22 protein-coding genes and 1 rRNA gene are annotated in these 18290 nt (G+C 70.7%); 15 read left to right on the top strand and 8 right to left on the bottom strand.

The window, feature by feature from the left end:
* A 5S ribosomal RNA gene (rrf, locus tag ABEA24_RS53845) occupies window positions 1–71 on the top strand; the annotation flags it as partial.
* Between the two features lie 64 nt (window positions 72–135).
* Here rrf and ABEA24_RS43115 read toward each other — a convergent pair.
* Window positions 136–876, bottom strand: coding sequence for an SIR2 family NAD-dependent protein deacylase (locus ABEA24_RS43115; RefSeq protein ID WP_345439623.1), 741 nt, complete (start codon window positions 874–876; stop codon window positions 136–138).
* Window positions 877–1108: 232 nt separating this feature from the next.
* Between ABEA24_RS43115 and ABEA24_RS43110 the strand changes: the two genes are divergently transcribed.
* Both ABEA24_RS43110 and ABEA24_RS43105 read left to right on the top strand, forming a co-directional pair.
* The gene (locus ABEA24_RS43110; RefSeq protein WP_345439621.1) at window positions 1109–1288 is read left to right on the top strand and encodes a DUF397 domain-containing protein; all 180 of its coding nucleotides are present in this window, start codon (window positions 1109–1111) and stop codon (window positions 1286–1288) included.
* A gap of 490 nt (window positions 1289–1778) precedes the next feature.
* The gene (locus ABEA24_RS43105) at window positions 1779–2834 is read left to right on the top strand and encodes a glycoside hydrolase family 43 protein (protein WP_345439619.1); all 1056 of its coding nucleotides are present in this window, start codon (window positions 1779–1781) and stop codon (window positions 2832–2834) included.
* A gap of 87 nt (window positions 2835–2921) precedes the next feature.
* Here the strand turns inward: ABEA24_RS43105 and ABEA24_RS43100 are convergent, their stop codons facing one another.
* A complete protein-coding gene (locus tag ABEA24_RS43100) occupies window positions 2922–3110 on the bottom strand; it encodes a hypothetical protein (RefSeq protein WP_345439617.1) in 189 nt (62 codons plus the stop codon).
* Window positions 3111–3320: 210 nt separating this feature from the next.
* Between ABEA24_RS43100 and ABEA24_RS43095 the strand changes: the two genes are divergently transcribed.
* The 3 genes from ABEA24_RS43095 (at window position 3321) to ABEA24_RS43085 (ending at window position 5370) form a co-directional block, all read left to right on the top strand.
* Window positions 3321–3722, top strand: a complete 402-nt coding sequence (locus ABEA24_RS43095) for a LysE family translocator (RefSeq protein ID WP_345439615.1) — start codon at window positions 3321–3323, stop codon at window positions 3720–3722.
* 151 nt (window positions 3723–3873) lie between these two features.
* On the top strand, window positions 3874–5082 hold the full coding sequence (locus ABEA24_RS43090; RefSeq protein ID WP_345439613.1) for an RNA-guided endonuclease InsQ/TnpB family protein: 1209 nt from the start codon (window positions 3874–3876) through the stop codon (window positions 5080–5082).
* A gap of 21 nt (window positions 5083–5103) precedes the next feature.
* A complete protein-coding gene (locus ABEA24_RS43085; protein ID WP_345439611.1) occupies window positions 5104–5370 on the top strand; it encodes a LysE family transporter in 267 nt (88 codons plus the stop codon).
* A gap of 70 nt (window positions 5371–5440) precedes the next feature.
* Here ABEA24_RS43085 and hisN read toward each other — a convergent pair whose 3' ends face one another.
* Complete coding sequence (hisN, locus tag ABEA24_RS43080; protein ID WP_345439609.1) at window positions 5441–6244, bottom strand: histidinol-phosphatase; 804 nt, start codon at window positions 6242–6244, stop codon at window positions 5441–5443.
* Between the two features lie 70 nt (window positions 6245–6314).
* Here hisN and ABEA24_RS43075 point away from each other — a divergent pair, with 70 nt between their 5' ends.
* Complete coding sequence (locus ABEA24_RS43075) at window positions 6315–7010, top strand: HAD family hydrolase (RefSeq protein WP_345439607.1); 696 nt, start codon at window positions 6315–6317, stop codon at window positions 7008–7010.
* Between the two features lie 23 nt (window positions 7011–7033).
* Here ABEA24_RS43075 and ABEA24_RS43070 read toward each other — a convergent pair whose 3' ends face one another.
* Window positions 7034–7879, bottom strand: coding sequence for a helix-turn-helix transcriptional regulator (locus ABEA24_RS43070; RefSeq protein WP_345439605.1), 846 nt, complete (start codon window positions 7877–7879; stop codon window positions 7034–7036).
* 152 nt (window positions 7880–8031) lie between these two features.
* Between ABEA24_RS43070 and ABEA24_RS43065 the strand changes: the two genes are divergently transcribed.
* The gene (locus tag ABEA24_RS43065; protein WP_345439603.1) at window positions 8032–8787 is read left to right on the top strand and encodes an SDR family oxidoreductase; all 756 of its coding nucleotides are present in this window, start codon (window positions 8032–8034) and stop codon (window positions 8785–8787) included.
* 29 nt (window positions 8788–8816) lie between these two features.
* Window positions 8817–9197, top strand: coding sequence for a VOC family protein (locus ABEA24_RS43060; RefSeq protein WP_345439601.1), 381 nt, complete (start codon window positions 8817–8819; stop codon window positions 9195–9197).
* Window positions 9198–9283: 86 nt separating this feature from the next.
* On the opposite strand, the gene rsgA is transcribed toward ABEA24_RS43060, so the two are convergent.
* Together rsgA and aroA are read right to left on the bottom strand one after the other, a co-directional pair.
* On the bottom strand, window positions 9284–10315 hold the full coding sequence (gene rsgA, locus ABEA24_RS43055) for a ribosome small subunit-dependent GTPase A (protein WP_345439599.1): 1032 nt from the start codon (window positions 10313–10315) through the stop codon (window positions 9284–9286).
* A 4-nt stretch (window positions 10316–10319) separates the two neighbouring features.
* Complete coding sequence (aroA, locus tag ABEA24_RS43050; protein WP_345439597.1) at window positions 10320–11576, bottom strand: 3-phosphoshikimate 1-carboxyvinyltransferase; 1257 nt, start codon at window positions 11574–11576, stop codon at window positions 10320–10322.
* Between the two features lie 377 nt (window positions 11577–11953).
* On the opposite strand from aroA, the gene ABEA24_RS43045 reads away from it, so the two are divergent.
* Window positions 11954–12682: an ATP-binding cassette domain-containing protein gene (locus tag ABEA24_RS43045; RefSeq protein ID WP_345439595.1), complete on the top strand. Its 729-nt coding sequence runs from the start codon at window positions 11954–11956 to the stop codon at window positions 12680–12682.
* Between the two features lie 17 nt (window positions 12683–12699).
* Here the strand turns inward: ABEA24_RS43045 and ABEA24_RS43040 are convergent, their stop codons facing one another.
* A complete protein-coding gene (locus ABEA24_RS43040; protein WP_345439593.1) occupies window positions 12700–13257 on the bottom strand; it encodes a DoxX family protein in 558 nt (185 codons plus the stop codon).
* 106 nt (window positions 13258–13363) lie between these two features.
* Between ABEA24_RS43040 and ABEA24_RS43035 the strand changes: the two genes are divergently transcribed.
* Both ABEA24_RS43035 and ABEA24_RS43030 read left to right on the top strand, forming a co-directional pair.
* The gene (locus ABEA24_RS43035) at window positions 13364–14173 is read left to right on the top strand and encodes an SOS response-associated peptidase (protein WP_345439591.1); all 810 of its coding nucleotides are present in this window, start codon (window positions 13364–13366) and stop codon (window positions 14171–14173) included.
* Between the two features lie 21 nt (window positions 14174–14194).
* Window positions 14195–14527 carry a TraR/DksA family transcriptional regulator gene (locus ABEA24_RS43030; protein ID WP_345439589.1) on the top strand — a complete coding sequence of 111 codons (333 nt, stop codon included), beginning with the start codon at window positions 14195–14197 and terminating at the stop codon, window positions 14525–14527.
* A 275-nt stretch (window positions 14528–14802) separates the two neighbouring features.
* Here the strand turns inward: ABEA24_RS43030 and ABEA24_RS43025 are convergent, their stop codons facing one another.
* A complete protein-coding gene (locus tag ABEA24_RS43025) occupies window positions 14803–15564 on the bottom strand; it encodes a class I SAM-dependent methyltransferase (protein ID WP_345439587.1) in 762 nt (253 codons plus the stop codon).
* A gap of 142 nt (window positions 15565–15706) precedes the next feature.
* Here ABEA24_RS43025 and ABEA24_RS43020 point away from each other — a divergent pair, with 142 nt between their 5' ends.
* The 3 genes from ABEA24_RS43020 to ABEA24_RS43010 all read left to right on the top strand — a co-directional run bounded on the left by ABEA24_RS43020 (window position 15707) and on the right by ABEA24_RS43010 (window position 18260).
* Window positions 15707–16429, top strand: coding sequence for a sigma-70 family RNA polymerase sigma factor (locus ABEA24_RS43020; protein ID WP_425551306.1), 723 nt, complete (start codon window positions 15707–15709; stop codon window positions 16427–16429).
* The gene (gene rsrA, locus ABEA24_RS43015; RefSeq protein WP_345439583.1) at window positions 16426–16692 is read left to right on the top strand and encodes a mycothiol system anti-sigma-R factor; all 267 of its coding nucleotides are present in this window, start codon (window positions 16426–16428) and stop codon (window positions 16690–16692) included. The genes ABEA24_RS43020 and rsrA overlap by 4 nt, the downstream gene beginning before the upstream one ends.
* 227 nt (window positions 16693–16919) lie before the next feature.
* Window positions 16920–18260, top strand: coding sequence for an HD-GYP domain-containing protein (locus tag ABEA24_RS43010; RefSeq protein WP_345439581.1), 1341 nt, complete (start codon window positions 16920–16922; stop codon window positions 18258–18260).
* Window positions 18261–18290: the final 30 nt, after the last annotated feature.

Genomic DNA, 18290 nt, shown 5'->3' with positions numbered 1-18290 from the left:
CGGAAGTTAAGCCCTTCAGCGCCGATGGTACTGCACTGGAGACGGTGTGGGAGAGTAGGACACCGCCGGACATTCACATATATCAGGAAAGCCCGCCAGGCTACACGCCGGCGGGCTTTCCTGCGTTTACGGCAGTTACCGAAGGACTGCCGCGTGCAGTTCCCGGAGCGTGTCACCGAGAACGGCAGCGGCGTCGCCGAGCACTTCCTGTTCGAATGCCGAAGCGTTGTCCGTCCATGGTTGGGCGTTGACGAGCACCCGGACCGTGTCGGGACGGCAGAAGTCGATGAGCCCGGCGGCGGGGTAGACCGTCCCGGACGTGCCGATGGCGATCCAAACGTCGGCGTGGCGGGCAGCGTCGATCGAGGCCCGCATCTTCCTGGCGGGGAGCTGCTCTCCGAACAGGACGACGTCGAGGCGGGCGATGCGCCCGCAGTGCGGGCAGGTGGGCACGGATTCGTGGAGGTCATCGTCGAACCAGGCGCCGTGGCGTGCGTGGCATGCCTTCCCCGAACAGCGAGTGTGGAAGACATTGCCGTGGAGTTCGGCGACGTTCCCGGAGCCCGCCCGGCCGTGGAGCCCGTCGATGTTCTGGGTGGCGATGTGCACGTCGAAGTGGGCTTCGGCGGCAGCCAACGCCTCATGCGCCGGGTTGGGGCGGGCGACGGATGCGGCGCGCCGTAGTTCGTTCCAGTGACCCCATGCCTGTTGGGCCTTGCCGTGCCAGCGGGAGGCGGTGGTCAACGCCTCGATGTCCGGGTTGCGGTCCCACATGCCGTCGCCGCCCCGGTAGACGGGCAGTCCCGACGGGGCTGAGATACCGGCCCCGGTAAGGACCGCGAGCCGCGGTTTGTGGTCGGCGGCAGCATCAGGCATTCGATCATTATCGGCGCCGGCGGAGTCTGATGAAACTGGATTTCTCCAGCGTCATCGCCTGCTCTGCCGAGCGAAAGCCGGAGGCCGGCCGCTGACGTATTTGGCGATTCAGGCTCGTCCGGAACTTGCAACACTCAGTTGAACACGGTCAGTGCCTGCTACGTTGATGTCGTGCCGTACGGCAGTCGGCGCATGACAGGTCGCAAGACCCATCGGGGAACTGAGGTGCGTGGTGTCCAACGAGGCCCAGGGCGAGCGCGTCATCGCGGTTCGCGACAGCAAGGACCCGGACGGTCCGAAGCTGTTCTTCAGCGTGAGCGCGTGGAAGGACTTCCTCGACCGCATCAAGGCGGGCAAGCACGACCTTCCGGAGGACATGCGCGAGGGCCTCGACGAGCGCTTCGCGCGCTGAGCCGGCCGACGCGACCCAGACAGACCCGGTGCCATCCGGCACTTGACCCGTGCGGCCACGCAGCGGCGCTGTGACGGGTGCCGTAGCCGGGCGGCGTACGGCGAGCTCGGCGATCCCGAAGGCGTGGTGGGCCAGGCCGATCCGACGATGGCGCGGCCACCCTGCGGTCGATAGTGGTGACGACTAGGCCTGCGCTCGTAATACCGCAGGGTTGTGCACGCGCTCGCGGCCTCGGCGATGCTCAGGCCCGCCTGGGGTCGGAGCGAGCAGGCTGGGGCACCGGCTGCGGCTTGACTTCGAGCATGCTCTAAACCCTGGCGTCGCCGATCACGCGTGCTTCAATATGGCGGCGGGCGTGTCCGGAAACGGGCCACTATCCCGTTCTTTCTGTATTGCAGATGTAAGCAGATTAATTGCCGATCGGCGTTTGACGCCTATTGTCAGGTTTGCTAGTTTCGCCGGAACCTCATGGACCCCTCGGGAGGGAATGGTGAGACCTGTCGTCGCATCCCTGGCGGGCGCGTCGGTGGTCGCGGTAGGCGCCGCGACCGTCTGGGCGGCCACGGACCGGGACGCCGTCTCGCCGGCCGTACCGACGGCCGTTTCGGCACAGGCGGCCGCCGGGCCGAAGCTCGTCATTCCCTCCAATTTCCCTGACCCGGGCGTCATTAAGGTGGGCACGACCTTCTACGCCTACGCCACGAATTCGCACGGCAAGAACATGCCGGTTGCTTCAGCGCCGTCGGCCCGTGGCCCGTGGAGCATCCTCGCCGCGGATGGGCTTCCGCGCCTGGGCAAGTGGGCGACGACCGGCCGGACCTGGGCCCCGGCCGTCACGCGCCGCAAGGACGGCAAATTCCTGCTGTATTACGCCGCCCGGAACGCGGCTCTCAAGCGGCAGTGTGTCGGCGTGGCGGTCGCGTCCTCGCCGGTGGGGCCGTTCGCCCCGTCCGGTTCCAAGCCGTTGGTGTGCAACGCCCCGGCCGGCGCCAAGCAGGGCAAGCTGAGCCCGGAGATCATCGATGCCGGGAGTTACGAAGAGAGCTCTCGGCGCTATCTGCTGTACAAGGTCGGCTACAACCAGTACCACAAGCCCTCGTTCTTGGCTCTCCAGCGGATGAGCGCCGACGGCCTGCAGCCGGTGGGCAAGCCCAAGGTGATTCTCAAGCAGACCAACGAGCCGTACACGGTCGAGGCTCCCGAACTCGTCCATCGGCAGGGCGAATATGTGCTGTTCTACTCCGCCGGCGTGTTCAGCAAGGACAACTACCAGACGCGGTACGCCGTCGCGTCCTCGCTCGGCGGGCCGTACAAGAAGGCGGCCAAACCGTTGATGACCACAGCCGGCTTCGGGCGGAAGGTGAACGGTCCGGGCGGCGCCGATGTGGTGTGGGACGCCGGAACCTGGCGCATCTTCTTCCACGGCGCGATCCTGGTCGGCCCCCCGCCGAAGCCGGATCCCTCACCCCAGCCCAAGAACCTCCAGCGCGGCATGTACGAGGCGGACCTGCGGTGGTCCAAGGGCGGCCTGCCGTACGTCCAGTAGGGCGCTCGGGGCCGTTCTGGGCCATCGGGACCAGCCGTCGCCGCGCGCCCGCTACGGAGGCGCTCAGCGCCAGGGAGAGGCCGGCCCTCAGCTCCCGATGCGCTTGCGGGCCTGCCCGCGAACGCGACGCCGCTGTGAAGGGTCGAGCATGAGGTAGCCGACGATCGGCGCGGCGATGAGGCCGAGCACGATCAGAAGGGTCACCCATCCGGGCAGCAGCCACCAGGCGATCAAAGCCACGGCCACTCCGCCCACGACGTATCCGGTCCGTCCCATGACAGCCTCCATCCCGAGGACCTCGCTAGAAGAACGCGCACCGGCGCGACCGGTGTTCCGCAAACCGAGATATATCTTCTTTCCGTGCCGCGAGAGCCGTCGCCGCGCCGCGTACGACCGTCGGCGCGATCAGAGCCCGCGGCGGTGGGCGGCCGAGCAGTGACCCTGCCGACGCCTGTCGCGCGGGCCGGCCCGTGTGATGATCGATGCGTGCCCATCAACGAACATCTGCTCACCCTGTTCGCCCTCACCACGATCGTCGCGATGGTGGTGCCCGGGCCCGACATGCTGTTCGTCCTCGGATGCGGGATGCGCGGCGGTCCGAGCGTCGGTCTCCTGGCGACGGCGGGGGTGGCGACGAGCGAGGCCGTTCACGTCGCCGTCGCGGCCGCGGGCCTCGCCGCGCTTTTCACGGCGGTGCCGCTCGCCTTCACGGTCGTACGGATCGTCGGCGCCGCCTACCTGATCTACCTCGGTGTGCGGACGATCTGTCGTCGCGGGGACGATGCGAGCGACGTCCGGAGCGTGGCCGGCGGGATGTCCGGCCGCTGGGCGTACCTCAACGGTCTCGCGACCAACCTCCTCAACCCGAAGATGGTCACGTTCACCTAGTCCTCCGGAGGATGCCCCGGCCTTCAGGCCGGGGAGGAATTCGGACTCTGCCAGAACCGTCCCGGCATGGCTGAGACGGTCCAAAAACGGAATTCACCGCAATTCGACGAAGCGCTTTACGTGCGCGCATGTCATCTGTAAGTTCACGGGCATGCGGATGGCGTACAAGTGCCGGGCCTACCCGGACCCCGAACAAGCGGCGGTGTTCAGCCGCACGTTCGGGTGTGTGCGCCTGGTGTGGAACAAAACCCTCACCGAACGTCACGCGGCCTACCACCAGCGGGGCGAGAGGACCTCCTACAGGCAGACCGACGCTGCTCTGACCGCGTGGAAGAAGACCGAGGACCTGGCGTTCTTGTCCGAGGTGTCGTCGGTTCCGTTGCAGCAGACGCTGCGGCATCAGCACGCGGCGTTCGCGAACTTCTTCGCCGGACGCGCCAAATACCCCCGCTTCAAGAACCGCAACGCCCGCCAGACCGCGCACTACACACGCTCGGCGTTCCGCATGAAGAACGGCGAGTTGTCCATGGCCAAGACCCGGGCGCCGCTGCGGTTCGTGTGGTCCTTCAATGACATCGACCTGTCCGCGCTGAACCCGACCATGGTCGTCATCTCCCGGGATCCGGACGGCTGCTGGTACGTCACGTTCGCCATCGACACCGACGCGCCCGAGCCTATGGACGATACCGGGCACGCCATCGGCGTCGATCTGGGGATCAAGGACTTCGCGGTCACCTCCGACGGGGAACGCATCGCCAACCCCCGCCATCTGGAGCGCAAGGCCCGCAACCTCGCCCGCTACCAGCGACGCATGGCCCGCCGCGAGCGCGGGAGCATGAACCGGCGCAAGGCCAAGGCCAAGGTCGCCCGCGCCCACCGCAAGGTCCGCAACGCCCGCGCCGACTTCCTGCACCGCCTCAGCACGAACCTGGTGCGTCGGGCCGACACCATCGTCATCGAAGACCTCGCCGTCACCAACATGGTCAAGAACCACGCGCTGGCGCGGGCGATCAGCGATGCCGGGTGGGGGGAGTTCCGGCGGCAGCTGGAGTACAAGGCCGAACGCGCCGGACGCACCCTCGTGGTCATCGACCGCTGGTACCCCTCCTCCAAGACCTGCTCGGCCTGCGGGCACCTGCTCACCAAGCTGAGCCTTTCCACCCGGCACTGGACGTGCCCTACCTGCCGCACCCGGCACGACCGGGACATCAACGCGGCCAAGAACATCCTTGCGGCTGGTCAAGCCGTAGCCAGGGACAACCCTGGTGATGCCTGTGGAGCTGATGTAAGACGGCAAGGGCCCTCCCTTCCGCAGCCGGCGCTGAAACAGAAACCCCGCGCTGCGAGACGCCCGGCCTAGGCCGGATCGGCCGCAAGGCCGATGGGACTCCCCCTTCATCAGAAGGGGGAGGAAGTCAAGATCGCCTTCCTTCCCCAGTTCGTCGACCCGAAGATCGGGCCCGTCTGGGCCCAGTTCGCGATCCTCGGGGCGATCGCCTTCGAGTTCGTCGTCGACGGCACGGTGGGACTGCTCGCAGGGCGGATCGGGCGGTGGATGCGTCGGCGGCGAACGGCCCGTCGGCGCCTCGACGTCGCGGTCGGCGGTGTCTTCATCGGGCTGGGAGTGCGCCTCGCCGTCGAGCGGTGACGGCGGGCCACGATGACCGGCCCGGCCCGGGAGGGCCGAGCCGTGCCACGCTCGCGGCGGCAGGACCGCGTCAGACGCGGAGCGTCAGCGGCCCGCCGCCCAGCTGCTCCAGGGCCCGCGCGTGCAGCAGGCCGTTGCTGCAGACGACGCTGCCGCCGTCGGGGCTGGGCACCCCGGTCAGGTCGGTGAAGATGCCGCCCGCCTCCTCCACGATGATCTGGAGGGCGGCGACGTCCCACAGGGAGACCTCGGGCTCGGCGGAGATGTCAGCGGTGCCCTCGGCGACCATGACGTGGGACCAGAAGTCGCCGTACGCCCGGCTGCGCCACACCGTACGGTTGAGGTCGAGGAACTTGTCCAGCCGGCCCTGCGCCTCCCAGCCTCCCAGGCTCGAGTAGGAGAACGAGGCGTCCTCCATCTCGGTCACGCCCGAGACGCGGCAGCGAGTGGCCTTGGCGAGGCTGCGGCCGGTCCAGGCGCCGCCGCCGCGCGCCGCCCACCAGCGGCGGTTGAGCGCCGGCGCGGACACCAGGCCGACGACGACCTCGTCGCCTTCCATGAGGGCGATGAGGGTCGCCCACACGGGAACGCCGCGCACGTAGTTCTTGGTCGCGTCGATCGGGTCGATGACCCAGCACCGGGGGCCGTAGCCGGTGCGGCCGTACTCCTCGCCGTGGATGGCGTCACGCGGCCGGGCACGCTTCAGCGTGTTGCGCAGCGACTCCTCGACCGCCCGGTCGGCGTCGCTGACGGGGGTGAGGTCAGGCTTGGTCTCGACACTCAGGTCGAGGGCCCGGAACCGGCGCGTGGAGACGTCGTCGGCCGCGTCCGCCATCACGTGAGCCAGCCGCAGGTCATCCGAATAGTCCGCCACGAAGGGCAACGGTATCGCGACAGGACCCACCGCAGACACACTAGAGGGCGTGAACACACCAATATCTTCCGTGTCCGGGCCTCTGGCAGAGCCGCCGACGCCGGCTCTGCTGTTCGATCTGGACGGAACGTTGATCGACAGCGTGTACCAACATGTGATCGCCTGGCGCAACGCGCTGACCGTCGTGGGCATCGACCTGTCGGTGTGGCGGATCCATCGCCGGATCGGCATGAGCGGCGGCCTGTTCGTGTCCGCGCTGCTGCGAGAGACCGGGGTGTCGCTGACCCCGGCCGAGGTCGAGGAGCTGCAGAAGCTGCACGCCCGGGCCTACCTCGAGCAGGTCGGCTCCGTACGCGCGCTGCCCGGGGCGCCGGAGCTCCTGCGCTTCCTGACCGACCGCGGCGTGCCGTGGGCCATCGCGACGAGTGGCCGGATGGAGACGGCGCACACGGCCCTGGGAATGCTGGGGCTGCCCGAGGACACCCCGATGATCACTCGTGACATGGTGCGGTTCGCCAAGCCCGATCCGGACCTGTTCCTCGCCGCCGCGGCGCTGCTCGGGGTCGAACCCAACCACGCCATGGTGGTGGGCGACAGCGTGTGGGACCTCCTGGCGGCACGCCGCGCGGGCGCGCTGGGCATCGGCCTGCTGTCGGGCGGGTACGGCCGCGACGAACTCGAACGGACCGGCGCCTTCCGCGTGTACGCCGACCCGGCCGACATGCTGACCCGCATCGACGAGCTGGGGCTGCGCCAGACCATCTGACCCACGGCTCCGCAGGGCGCCCGTCAGCGGACCGGGGCCTCGCTGTTCCAGGAGGCGAGCAGGCGCAGGTTCGCCTCCGAAGGGGAGCCCGCCTCGACGGTGTAGGTCACGAGGATCTGGTCGGGGTCGTCGGGGAGCCGCAGTGACTCGTAGTTCATGACCAGATCGCCGACCAGCGGATGGTGCAGGAGCTTGCGGCCGTTGCTCTTGTCCTTGACGTTGTGGTCGGCCCACCACCGGCGGAAGTCCTCGTTCTTGACCGACAGTTCGCCGACGAGGGCGGCCAGCTCCGGGTCGTCGGGGTACTCCCCGGCCCTCAGCCGCAGGAATGCGACGGTCTCCCGGGCCTTGATCGTCCAGTCGTCGAACACCGCCTGCACGTCCTCGTTGAAGAAGATCATGCGGCCCCAGTTGCGCCGTGCCGGTTCAAGGGCGCCGAAGTCGGTGAACACGGCGGCGGCCATGCGGTTCCATGCCAGAACGTCGGCGCGCCGTCCGATGAGGTACGCGGGGACGCCCTCGGCCATGTCGAGCAGCCGCCGGACGCCGGGCCGTACGCGCTCGGTCCGCGGGGGCCGGCGGCGGGACCGCGTCGGCTTGGCCAGGTTGCGCAGGTACGCGCGCTCGTCGTCGTCCAGCCGGAGGGCCTGGGCCACGGCCCCCAGGATCTCCTCGGAGACGTTGTTGGTCCGGCCCTGCTCCAGGCGTACGTAGTAGTCCACGCTCACCCCGGCGAGCTGGGCCAGCTCCTCCCTGCGCAGCCCGGGGACGCGACGGCGGCCGCCGTACGAGCGCAGGCCCACGTCCTCCGGCTGCAGCCGCGCGCGTCTCGTGCGCAGGAATTCCGCCAGCTCGGCTCGCTTGTCCATGCCGCCCAGTATCGGAGAGATCGTGGCGTTAAAGGTGGCCCTGCTGGACCCAGGCACGCCGTACCCCCGGTACGACTCGGCCCTGGGTACCCCCTTTCGGCGGTCCCAGGATTGGCGATGTCACCAAGGACACCACCGGAAGAAGGACCACGATGACCGAGCTTCAGGGCCGTACCGCCGTCGTCACGGGAGCCGCCAGCGGCATCGGCCCCGCCATCGCCCGCCGCCTCGCCGACGAGGGCGTACGGGTCGCGCTCCTGGCGCGCCGCGAGGAGCGCCTGGCCGACCTGGCGGGCAAGATCGAGGCGAACGGCGGGCGGGCCATCGCCGTCTCCGCCGACGTGACGAGCGACGCGTCGGTCGCCGCGGCGGCGGAGCGGATCCACGAGGCCCTCGGCCGGGTCGACCTCGTCGTCAACGCCGCCGGCGTGATGCTGCCCAACCCGATCGAGGACGGGCGCGTCGACGAGTGGACCCGGATGATCGACACGAACGTGACCGGCGTCCTGCGCGTCATCCGGGCGTTCACCACGGACCTGACCGAGGCGGCCGCCGCGGGCGGCACGGCGGACCTGGTGAACGTCTCCTCGATCGGTGCGCACGTCCTGTTCCCGAACTACGCGGTCTACGGCGCGACCAAGGCGGCGCTGACCCAGCTGTCCGCCTCGCTGCGCACCGAGTTCGGGCCCAAAGACGTCCGGGTCACCAACGTCGAGCCGGGGCTGACCGAGAGCGAACTCGGCGAGCAGATCGACAACGCCGACCTGCGGGGACAGCTCGACCAGATGCACGACGCGCTCGGCCCGCTGGCCGCCGACGACATCGCCGACCTCATCGCGTACGTCGCCGGCAGGCCGCGCAACGTCAACCTGCGGCAGATCGTCATCCTCCCGACCCGCCAGGCCTGACCGCGCCGCGAACGTGTAGAACATCGTTCATGGCGTCTCGCATCAGCGAACTCGTGCTCGACTGTCGCGACCCGGAGCGTCTGGCCGCCTTCTGGGCCGAGATCCTGGGCTTCCAGGTGATCGGCGGGGAGGGCGACGAGGTCGTGGGGATCGGGCCGCCGGAGGGCTTCGGCGGGCCGCAGCCGGTGATCGTCTTCCTTCGCTCCGACGAGCCGAAGAACGGCAAGCTGCGGCTGCACATCGACGTGAACGCCACCGACCGTGACCAGGAGGCGGAGCTGGAGCGCCTCCTGGCGGCCGGGGCCGTACGCGCCGACGTGGGGCAGACCGGCGAGGAGTCCTGGGTGGTGCTGGCCGATCCGGAGGGCAACGAGTTCTGCCTGCTGCGCCGTCGGCTCGACCCGCTCTGACGCGCCCGCACGGAAGGACCCTGTGTGCTGGTCGTGCCGCGGTGCCGAGTCGTGTCGCCTGCGGCCGCACGAGGCGGACCGGCGCGTCAGTCGGAGTCGTCGCCCTCGCGGCTCGCGAGCAGGCGCCGCAGCGACTCGAGGCGGGAGACGCTCGCGTGACCGGCGGCGGCCCACGCGTCGAGCGCGCAGTCGCGCTGCAGGTGGGTGCAGTGCGGCGGGCACTCGGCGGCGCCCTCGAGGAGGTCGGGGAAGGCGCCCAGGATGTCCTCGGGGGAGACGTGGGCCAGCCCGAAGCTGCGGACGCCCGGGGTGTCGATGATCCAGCCGTCGCCGGAGGGCAGTTCCAGCGCGATCGCCGAGGACGAGGTGTGCCGGCCGCGCCCGGTCACCGGGTTGACCTCGCTCACGGCGCGCTCGGCGTCGGGGACCAGGGCGTTCACCAGGGTGGACTTGCCGACTCCGGAGTGGCCGACGAGCACGCTGATCCGTCCGGACAGCCGCTCGCCGAGGTCGTCGACCGGCTCGTCCTTGCGGGTGACGACGTACGGGACGTCCAGCGGCGTGTACATCTCCAGCAGGTGCTCCGGGGACGCCAGGTCGGCCTTGGTCAGGCACAGCAGCGGATCCAGGCCCGCGTCGTACGCGGCGACCAGGCACCGGTCGATCATCCCTGAGCGCGGCGGCGGGTCGGCCAGTGCCGTGACGATGACGAGCTGGTCCGCGTTGGCGACGATCACGCGCTCGACCGGGTCGGCGTCGTCCGCGGTGCGGCGGAGGGTGGAGCTGCGCGGCTCGATCCCCACCACCCGGGCGAGGGTGTCGGCGTGGCCGGACACGTCGCCGACGAGACGCACCCGATCACCGACGACGACGCTCTTACGGCCGAGCTCGCGGGCTCGCATCGCGGTGACCCTACGGGGCCGCTCGCCCTTCCGCTTCGCCGCGCGCCCGGCGCCCTCGGCGCCGATCAGACAGGTGTAGCGGCCGCGGTCCACCGCGATGACGAAGCCGACGATCGCGTCATCGTGGGCGGGTCGTCGGCGGGTGCGCGGCCGGGAGCCGCGCCCCGGGCGCACGCGAACATCGTCTTCGTCGAGTCTGCCCCAGTCGCGCGCCATCGGATTACCGAAGCATCTCCGTCCACAGCTCGCCGAATTCGGGGAGCGTCTTGCCGACGGTCGGGAGGTTCTCCACCTCGACGCCGGGCACGGCCAGGCCGAGGACGGCCCCGGCCATCACCATCCGGTGATCGTCGTAGGTGTGGAAGACCCCGCCGCGCAGCGGCCTGGGCCGGATCTCCAGGCCGTCGGGCAGCTCCCGCACGTCACCGCCCAGGCCGTTGATCTCCGTGGTGAGCGCGGCGAGCCGGTCGGTCTCGTGACCGCGCATGTGGGCGATGCCGCGCAGCCGGGACGGACCGTCGGCCAGGGCGGCCAGAGCGGCGATCACGCAGCTCAGCTCGCTGACATCACCGAGGTCGACGTCGATGCCGTGGATCGCGCCGCCGCCGCGCACGGTCAGGTCGCCCCCGTCCCATGAGGCCGAACCGCCCATGTCGGCGAGCAGGTGACGCAGCGCGTCACCGGGCTGGGTGGTCTCGGTCGGCCAGCCGCGCACCGTCACCCGGCCGCCGGTCACCAGGGCCGCCGCCAGGAACGGCGCGGCGTTCGACAGGTCCGGCTCGATGTCGACCTCACCGCCGCGCAGCGCGCCCGGCTGCACGCGCCAGACGTCCGGGCCGCTCTCGGCGGAGGCGCCGGCGTCGGCCAGCATCCGCATGGTCATCGCCAGGTGCGCCGCCGACGGCACCGGCGGCCCTTCGTGGCGCACCTCGATGCCCTTGGCATAGCGGGGACCCGCCAGCAGCAGGCCGGACACGAACTGCGACGACCCGGAGGCGTCGATCGTGACCGAGCCGCCCGCCACCGCGCCCGTACCGCGCACCGTGAACGGGAGCGCGTCGCCCTCCACCTCGGCGCCGAGCGCGCGCAGGGCGGCGAGGATGGGGCCCATCGGCCGCTTGCGGGCGTGCGGGTCGCCGTCGAAGGACACCTCGCCGGCCGCCAGGGCGGCGACCGGGGGCACGAACCGCATGACCGTGCCGGCCAGCCCGACGTCGAGCGTCGCCGGGCCGCGCAGCTCGCCCGGCGTGACGCGCCAGGCGCCCCCGTCCGCGTCGTCGACGGCCACTCCCAGCGCGCGCAGCGCGCCCGCCATGAGCAGCGTGTCGCGGCTGCGCAGCGGCCGCCGGATCATCGACGGCTCGTCGGCCAGCGTGGCGAGGACCAGCGCGCGGTTGGTCATCGACTTCGACCCCGGCAGCGCGACGGCGGCGTCGACCGGCCCGTCGGCGGCGGGTGCGGACCACAGAGGAGGCATGACTGAAGGGTACCGGTCCCGGGGGTACGCGAACCGCGCGTAAAACGCCGGTGCGGAGACGATTGTGGATCGTGAATGCGCCGGTAGATCCCCGGGCCACGGCCCTGACCGCTCGCTACGTTGACGGCACCCGGGCCCGTCGCGGATCCCGGACCACACGACCAGGCAAACGCCTCGCCGGACTCGGAAGCGAGCCCGGCGCAGCGATCGGAGCGAGCGGCCGAGGTACGACGCCGTCCGCGGAGATCGTGAGGAGGGGCGAGCGACCGGATGACAGGAGCGAGCCCGACGCGGCGACCGGAGTGGGCGGCTGGGGTGTGAGGCCGTCCGCGGGGGTCGTGAGGAGGGGCGAGCGACCAGATGACAGGGGGACGACTGTGGACGCATCGCCACGGCCACGGCACCGGGCCCGGCGCGCGGCGGCCGGTCCGGCCACGCCCGCGGACGGGCGGCGACCGGCCCGGCTTCCGTCGGGACCGTACGAGCTGCGCCTCGCGGACCTGCGTACCCGGTGGCCCGGCGGTGAGGTCATCGGCTTCGGCGACACGGACCTCGTGCTCCCGCAGGGACGCCGGGTCGCGCTGCTGGGGCGCAGCCGCGTCGGCACCTCGGCCCTCGCCGCCGTGCTCCTCGGGTTCCTGGACTACCAGGGCGTCGCCACACTCAACGACGTGCAGCTGCGCGATCTCGCCGACGAGGACGTCCGCACGGTCATCGGGCTGTGCGCGCACGACGCCCACCTCTTCGACACGACGATCGCCGAGAACGTCCGGGTCGCCCGCCCGGACGCCGGTGACGAGGACGTCGCCCGCGCGCTGGGCCGGGCGGGGGTCGACCTCCTGCCCGACACCCACGTGGACGATCGCGACGTCGCGGTCGGGCCCGGGCGGCAGCGCATCGCCCTGGCCCGCGCCCTCCTGGCCGACCTTCCGGTCCTGATCGTCGACGAGCCGGACATCCGGCCGGACGAGGACGCCGCGGACGCCGCGCTGGCCGAACTGATCGACGCCGCCGAGGGCCGTACGCTCCTGCTGATCATGCATCGGACGGTCCTTCCGGGCGCCGCGCCGATCCTCCGCCACGTCGACGAGGTCCTGGAGATCTGAGCCGGTTCGGGCAGGCGTCAGTGCCCGATCTTGGTGGCCTTCCGGCGGGCACCCTCGACGCGCCTGGCGGCTTTGCGCCGTGCGCGTTCGGCCTTGCGGCCGGCCTCCGCCCGGGCGAGCGCAGCCTGAAGCCGCGCCTCGTGGGCGCTGGTGCGGGCGGCCTTGATCGGGCGGTACCGGCTCGGGGCGGTCGCGGCGACGAGCAGCGCTCCGAACAGTCCGGCGGTCTTGAAGAACTGGGACCGCTCCGTGGCGCGCCGCTCCGGGTCGTCCTCGGCCCAGAACCGGTGCTCGGCCAGCAGGCTGGGGACGAGCTGACCGGCGAGCACGAGCGTCGACAGCCGCTCGAACCGGCCCATGGCCAGGAGAGCGCCGGAGCCCACGCTCAGCGCTCCCTGCATCCGTACGAGCGTCTCGGGGTCCTTGGTGGGGAGCCAGGACACACGGTCGGCGAGGGGCTTGATCACGGGGGCGAGCCGCTCGGCCCGGTGGCCGGGATCGCGCAGCGTCTCGATGCCCGTGACCACGAACGGCGCGGCCATGAGGGGACGGGCGAGAGTCCTGATGGGTCGCATGCACCCGTCATGCCCACCGCGTGGGCGAACAAGCCCACCTCTTTGGCAAGCTTGGGCGCGTCCGGCGCGCGACGCGCCGTACGGACCGGGAGGGGACACGCGGAGCATGTGCGGGCGGTACGCCACGGCGCGTGGAAGCCAGGAGATCATCGACGCCTTCGACGTCGAGCGCGACACGACCGACGCGCTCGAACCCGACTACAACGTCGCCCCGACCAAACCCGTGCCGATCATCCTGACGCGCGACGTCCGCGAGCTCCACGTGGCGCGCTGGGGTCTGGTGCCCGCCTGGGCCAAGGACCTGTCGATCGGTGCCCGGATGATCAACGCGCGGTCCGAGACCGTCCACGAGAAGCCGGCCTTCCGGAGCGCGTTCGTCCGGCGGCGTTGCCTGCTGCCCGCCGACGGCTACTACGAGTGGTACGCCCGGGAGGACGGCGGTAAGCAGCCGTTCTTCATCCGGCCCTCCGACGGGAGCATGCTCGCCATGGCCGGCCTCTACGAGATCTGGCGGCCGCACCGCCGCCGGGAGGTCGGTCGGGGTGGGTTGGTCGGGAATGACGAGGTCGGTCGGGGTGGGTTGGTCGGGAATGACAAGGACAAAGGGGAGGCCGCGGGGGAGGACGAGTGGGTGCTGACCTGCACGGTCATCACCACCGAGGCGACCGACGACGTGGGCCGGATCCACGAGAGGATGCCGATGCTGGTGGAGCCGGAGCGCTTCGGCGCGTGGCTCGACCCGGCGCTGACGGGCCCCGACGAGATCCGCTCGCTGCTGGTGCCGGCGGCTGCGGGGAGCCTGGAGGCCTATCCCGTCTCCACGGCGGTGAACAAGGTCCGAAATAACGGACCTGAGCTGGTAAAACCCCTGCCGGAAATGGGTATCTCCTCCAACGGAACCCCCACGCTGTTCTGACCGCGCCGCCGGGAGGTACGCATGGTCGTGGACACGGCGCAGAGGCGCCTGGAGGACATGCTCGCCGATCTCGATCGCGCGATCGCGGTCCTGCAGAGTGAGCACCCAGAGGCCGACCAGCACACCGCCGACGCCGGTGCGAGCCTCTTCGCCACCGACCGGGCCGACGCCGCGCTGGACGCGATGCGCCGCGAGCGCGCGGAGGTGCTCGCGGCCCTCGAGCGGGCCCGTTCCGGCACCTTCGGCAAGTGCGTCGACTGCGGCCTGCCGGTGCCTGAGGGCCGTCTCGAGGCACGGCCCGCCGCCGCGCGCTGTGTCACCTGCCAGGCGAAGCACGACCGGATCCGACGCTGAGCCCCTGCCGACGCTGCGAGAGCCCGGTTGAGGCTGAGCCTCTGCCGGGGCCCTGAAGCCCGCCTGCACGCAGGGAGCCCCTGCCCGGCCCGGAAGCTCCTGGCCGTACGGAGAGAGCCCCTGCCGGCGCGGAGAGAGGGCCCCGGTGCCGAGCCTTGGCCGTACTGACAGAGCCCTTCGGCGCTGGAAGGGCCCGTGCCCGCGCTGAGCACCCTCCGACGCTTCCGGGGCCGCGTCCCCGGGCGCGTCATGCGCCCGGGGACGGCGAGCCCGTGTCAGGCGCTCTTGATCGCGCTGGCGACGAGGTGGATCCCGACCGGCTCGTCGCCGAGCGGCGCGGTCAGCTCGGCGCGGACCAGCCGCGGGAGCGCCTGCGGGCTCGTGGTCAGGACGTGCTCGACCGTCGAGGGCGAGAGGGTCGTGCGCGGCCGGATCCACTCCAGCTCCAGCCCGCTGTCGGTCAGCAGCTCTCGCAGCTGCTCGGCGCCGAAGCAGCGGGTGATCGACCCGTCCGGCCAGGGGACCAGGACGACCTCCGAGCGGGGCACGTCGGACAGGTGCGCCCAGAAGTTCTGCTCGGCGAGGATGGCCATGCCGAGAACGAGCGAGTCGACGCACATCAGCACCCGGCCGCCCGGCCGGAGTACCCGCGCGATCTCCGCGACGACGTTCTCGGTGACGAGATGCCGGGAGAGCACGCGGCCTTCGGCGACCACCGCGTCGAAGCACCCGTCGGCGAGGAAGCCGAGGGATGCGGGATCGGCCACCACCGGCCGTACCCGCCGCGAGCGCGGCCCGCTCCGGGGTGTCTCCTGGACCTCGACGACCGTGTGGCCGGCCGCCGCCACCTGGGACGCGCACCGTGCCTGCGGACCTGACAGGTCGAGGACGCGGGACGGCCGGTGGGGGAGCCAGCGGGAGAGTTGGGCGGCGGCGACGGCCCAGTAGAAGGTCCAGTAGCTCGCGAGTGTCTCGGACTCGCCAACAGCGGGATGCTTCGCCGGAATCGACAGCACGGCGGCTCCTCGGGGATGCATTTATCCCAATCCTTCCCTGTCGACGGCACCGCTTCACCCGTCGTCACTGGTGACCGAGCATTCCTCTTTCCCGGGAATCACGCGGCCATGCGAGGTGTTGCACTGCGTCATAACGGCCAGTGACAGCGATTAGTTCGAGGTGATGATGAGCCTTCTGCTCGCGGACCGTCGGCAGGTGTCGCCGGCGGACCCGCTATCGTCTGGTGCGTACGGTTTCGATGCCGACGCCGGCCGGACAGAGGAGGTGGGTCAGGTTCCCGAGGCAGTGGAGACACTGGAGGAGCGGACCAGGCGCTTCGAGCGCGACGTGTTGCCGTTCCTCGACCAGCTCTACTCGGCCGCGCTGCGGATGACGCGGAACCCGGCCGACGCCGAGGACCTGGTCCAGGAGACCTTCGCCAAGGCGTTCGGGTCCTTCCATCAGTTCCAGGAGGGCACGAACCTCAAAGCCTGGCTCTACCGGATCCTCACCAACACCTTCATCAACTCCTACCGCAAGAAGCAGCGGGAGCCGAAGCAGTCCGCCGCCGAGGAGATCGAGGACTGGCAGCTGGCGCGCGCCGAGTCCCACACCTCGACCGGGCTGAAGTCCGCGGAGGCCGAGGCGCTCGAGCACCTGCCCGACTCCGACGTCAAGACGGCCCTGCAGGCGCTGCCCGAGGACTTCCGCATGGCGGTCTACTTCGCCGACGTGGAGGGCTTCTCCTACAAGGAGATCGCCGACATCATGGGCACTCCGATCGGTACGGTGATGTCCCGGCTGCACCGCGGACGGCGTCAGCTGCGGTCGATGCTCGAGGACTACGCGCGCGATCGCGGCCTTGCCCGCGCGAACGGCGGCCAGCGTAGGGAGGACCAGTCATGAGCTGCGGTAAGCCGCACGAGACCCCCTGCTCTGAGGTGCTCGGCCGGATCTATGACTACCTCGACGGTGAGCTGGACCAGACCGGATGTTCCGACATCCGGCAGCACCTCGAGGAATGCGGGCCCTGCCTCCGGGAGTACGGCCTGGAGGAGGCCGTGAAGAAGCTCGTGCACAAGTCGTGCGGCTGCGACCCGGTGCCGCAGGATCTGCGGTCGAAGGTCCTGGGGCGCATCGAGCAGGTCCGCGCCTCCCTGACCGAGTAAGGCGGATCAGGACCGTAGGTGACGATTGGTTCACGCTTTGCTCACGTTTCCGCGCTCGTCTGCGTGACCCCTCGCCGTCGGGTTAGGCTTACCCCCGATCATTCGGGGATCGGCGAGTCAGTTGGCGAGCCACCGCGCCGTCCAGGTGCCCAGGCTCGTCAGGGGAGGCTGAAAAACATGCGAAAAGGCGTGTCCTGGGCTTAGCCCATTACCTCGTAGGGGCGGCAATGCGTGGACTACCCCTGGCCGCATGGGCATACGTCTGTACGGTCGTCACGCTCGGGACCGCGTGCATCGCTCTGTCGTCCTTCGACGGCATCGACTGGACGACGCTCGCGGTGCTCGCGGTGCTCTCCGTGGTCTGTGAGTCGGTGCCGGCGCTGCTCAGCAGCGCGAGCGCACGCGTCTCGCTGAGCTACTCGGCGGGCCTGGCCTCGGTCGTGCTGCTCGGCCCCGTGGGCGCGGCACTGGTGGGCGCGTCGGCCGTGGTCACCGGCCGACGCGACGTCGCCCTCGTGAAGAGGCTGTTCAACAGCGCGCAGTTCGCTCTCTCCGGATATCTCGCCGGCGTCGTCTACCAGGCGGCCGGCGGCACGGTCGGCAAGCCGACCGACGGATCCTTCCCCGGCATCATCCCGCCGTACGTCGCGGCGGTCGTCACCTACGTCGCGGTCAACCTCGGCCTGGTCGCCGTCATCCTCATACTGACCAAGAAGGCGCCCATGTGGGGGTTCCGCTGGGCGCCGGTCGGCCAGCTCACCGTCGGGCAACTCGCGTACGGCATGTTCGGGCTGCTCATCGCCGCCCCGTGGCGCGTCGTCGGCCCGTTCTCCGCCGTGCTGGTGCTGCTGCCGATGTTCATCGCCCGGTGGGCGCTCGAGCAGACCCGGGGGCAGCGGGAGGCCCAGGCGGCGACGATCGCCGCGCTGTGCCAGGCGGTGGAGACCAAGGACTACTACACGCGCGGGCACAGCGAGCGGGTCTCCCGGGGCGCGTCGATGATCGCCCGCGAGATCGGCATGCGGCCCGAGCGGGTCGGCGCGGTGCGGTACGCCGGCATGCTGCACGACGTCGGCAAGCTCGGCGTGCCGACGAGGGTGCTGCAGAAGTCCGGGGCCCTGAGCGAGGAGGAGTTCGCCGCCATCCAGCTGCACCCGATGCGCGGCCTGGAGATCGTCCGCGACATCGGCTTCCTCGACGAGGCCCTGGCCGGGATCATGCACCACCACGAGCGGATGGACGGCACCGGATACCCCATGGGCCTGGCCGGATCGGAGATCCCGGAGTTCGCCCGGGTGATCTCCGTCGCGGACGCCTTCGACTCGATGACCTCCACCCGGTCGTACCGGCCCGCCATGCCGAACGACGCCGGCATCGCCGAGCTGCGGCGCTGCGCCGGCACTCATTTCGACCCGGCGCTGGTCGAGGCGTTCATCGCCGCGATCGAGCGGAACGGCTGGATCCGCCCCGACCCGGTCGTCCCGCCCGAGGGCGAGGAGACGGCACAGCAGGACCACGACGACCCGAGCGCCCCGCTGCGCGTCGCCGGCGAAGGCGTCCGCCCGTGAGCCGGCGAGCCCGTGAACCGGAATGCACCC

Origin of the sequence: Actinoallomurus vinaceus, assembly GCF_039542055.1 — a bacterium.
Classification (GTDB): Bacteria; Actinomycetota; Actinomycetes; order Streptosporangiales; family Streptosporangiaceae; genus Actinoallomurus; species Actinoallomurus vinaceus.
This window is presented reverse-complemented; position numbering and strand designations above follow the sequence as displayed.

Excerpts from the sequence above, each read along its gene's own strand:
- ABEA24_RS43115 (WP_345439623.1), bottom strand. The coding sequence starts at position 876 with ATGCCTGATGCTGCCGCCGACCACAAACCGCGGCTCGCGGTCCTTACC.
- ABEA24_RS43100 (WP_345439617.1), bottom strand. The coding sequence starts at position 3,110 with ATGGGACGGACCGGATACGTCGTGGGCGGAGTGGCCGTGGCTTTGATC.
- ABEA24_RS43090 (WP_345439613.1), top strand. The coding sequence starts at position 3,874 with ATGCGGATGGCGTACAAGTGCCGGGCCTACCCGGACCCCGAACAAGCG.
- ABEA24_RS43085 (WP_345439611.1), top strand. The coding sequence starts at position 5,104 with ATGGGACTCCCCCTTCATCAGAAGGGGGAGGAAGTCAAGATCGCCTTC.
- ABEA24_RS43070 (WP_345439605.1), bottom strand. The coding sequence starts at position 7,879 with ATGGACAAGCGAGCCGAGCTGGCGGAATTCCTGCGCACGAGACGCGCG.
- ABEA24_RS43065 (WP_345439603.1), top strand. The coding sequence starts at position 8,032 with ATGACCGAGCTTCAGGGCCGTACCGCCGTCGTCACGGGAGCCGCCAGC.
- ABEA24_RS43060 (WP_345439601.1), top strand. The coding sequence starts at position 8,817 with ATGGCGTCTCGCATCAGCGAACTCGTGCTCGACTGTCGCGACCCGGAG.
- rsgA (WP_345439599.1), bottom strand. The coding sequence starts at position 10,315 with ATGGCGCGCGACTGGGGCAGACTCGACGAAGACGATGTTCGCGTGCGC.
- aroA (WP_345439597.1), bottom strand. The coding sequence starts at position 11,576 with ATGCCTCCTCTGTGGTCCGCACCCGCCGCCGACGGGCCGGTCGACGCC.
- ABEA24_RS43040 (WP_345439593.1), bottom strand. The coding sequence starts at position 13,257 with ATGCGACCCATCAGGACTCTCGCCCGTCCCCTCATGGCCGCGCCGTTC.
- ABEA24_RS43035 (WP_345439591.1), top strand. The coding sequence starts at position 13,364 with ATGTGCGGGCGGTACGCCACGGCGCGTGGAAGCCAGGAGATCATCGAC.
- ABEA24_RS43030 (WP_345439589.1), top strand. The coding sequence starts at position 14,195 with ATGGTCGTGGACACGGCGCAGAGGCGCCTGGAGGACATGCTCGCCGAT.
- ABEA24_RS43025 (WP_345439587.1), bottom strand. The coding sequence starts at position 15,564 with ATGCATCCCCGAGGAGCCGCCGTGCTGTCGATTCCGGCGAAGCATCCC.
- ABEA24_RS43020 (WP_425551306.1), top strand. The coding sequence starts at position 15,707 with ATGATGAGCCTTCTGCTCGCGGACCGTCGGCAGGTGTCGCCGGCGGAC.
- rsrA (WP_345439583.1), top strand. The coding sequence starts at position 16,426 with ATGAGCTGCGGTAAGCCGCACGAGACCCCCTGCTCTGAGGTGCTCGGC.
- ABEA24_RS43010 (WP_345439581.1), top strand. The coding sequence starts at position 16,920 with ATGCGTGGACTACCCCTGGCCGCATGGGCATACGTCTGTACGGTCGTC.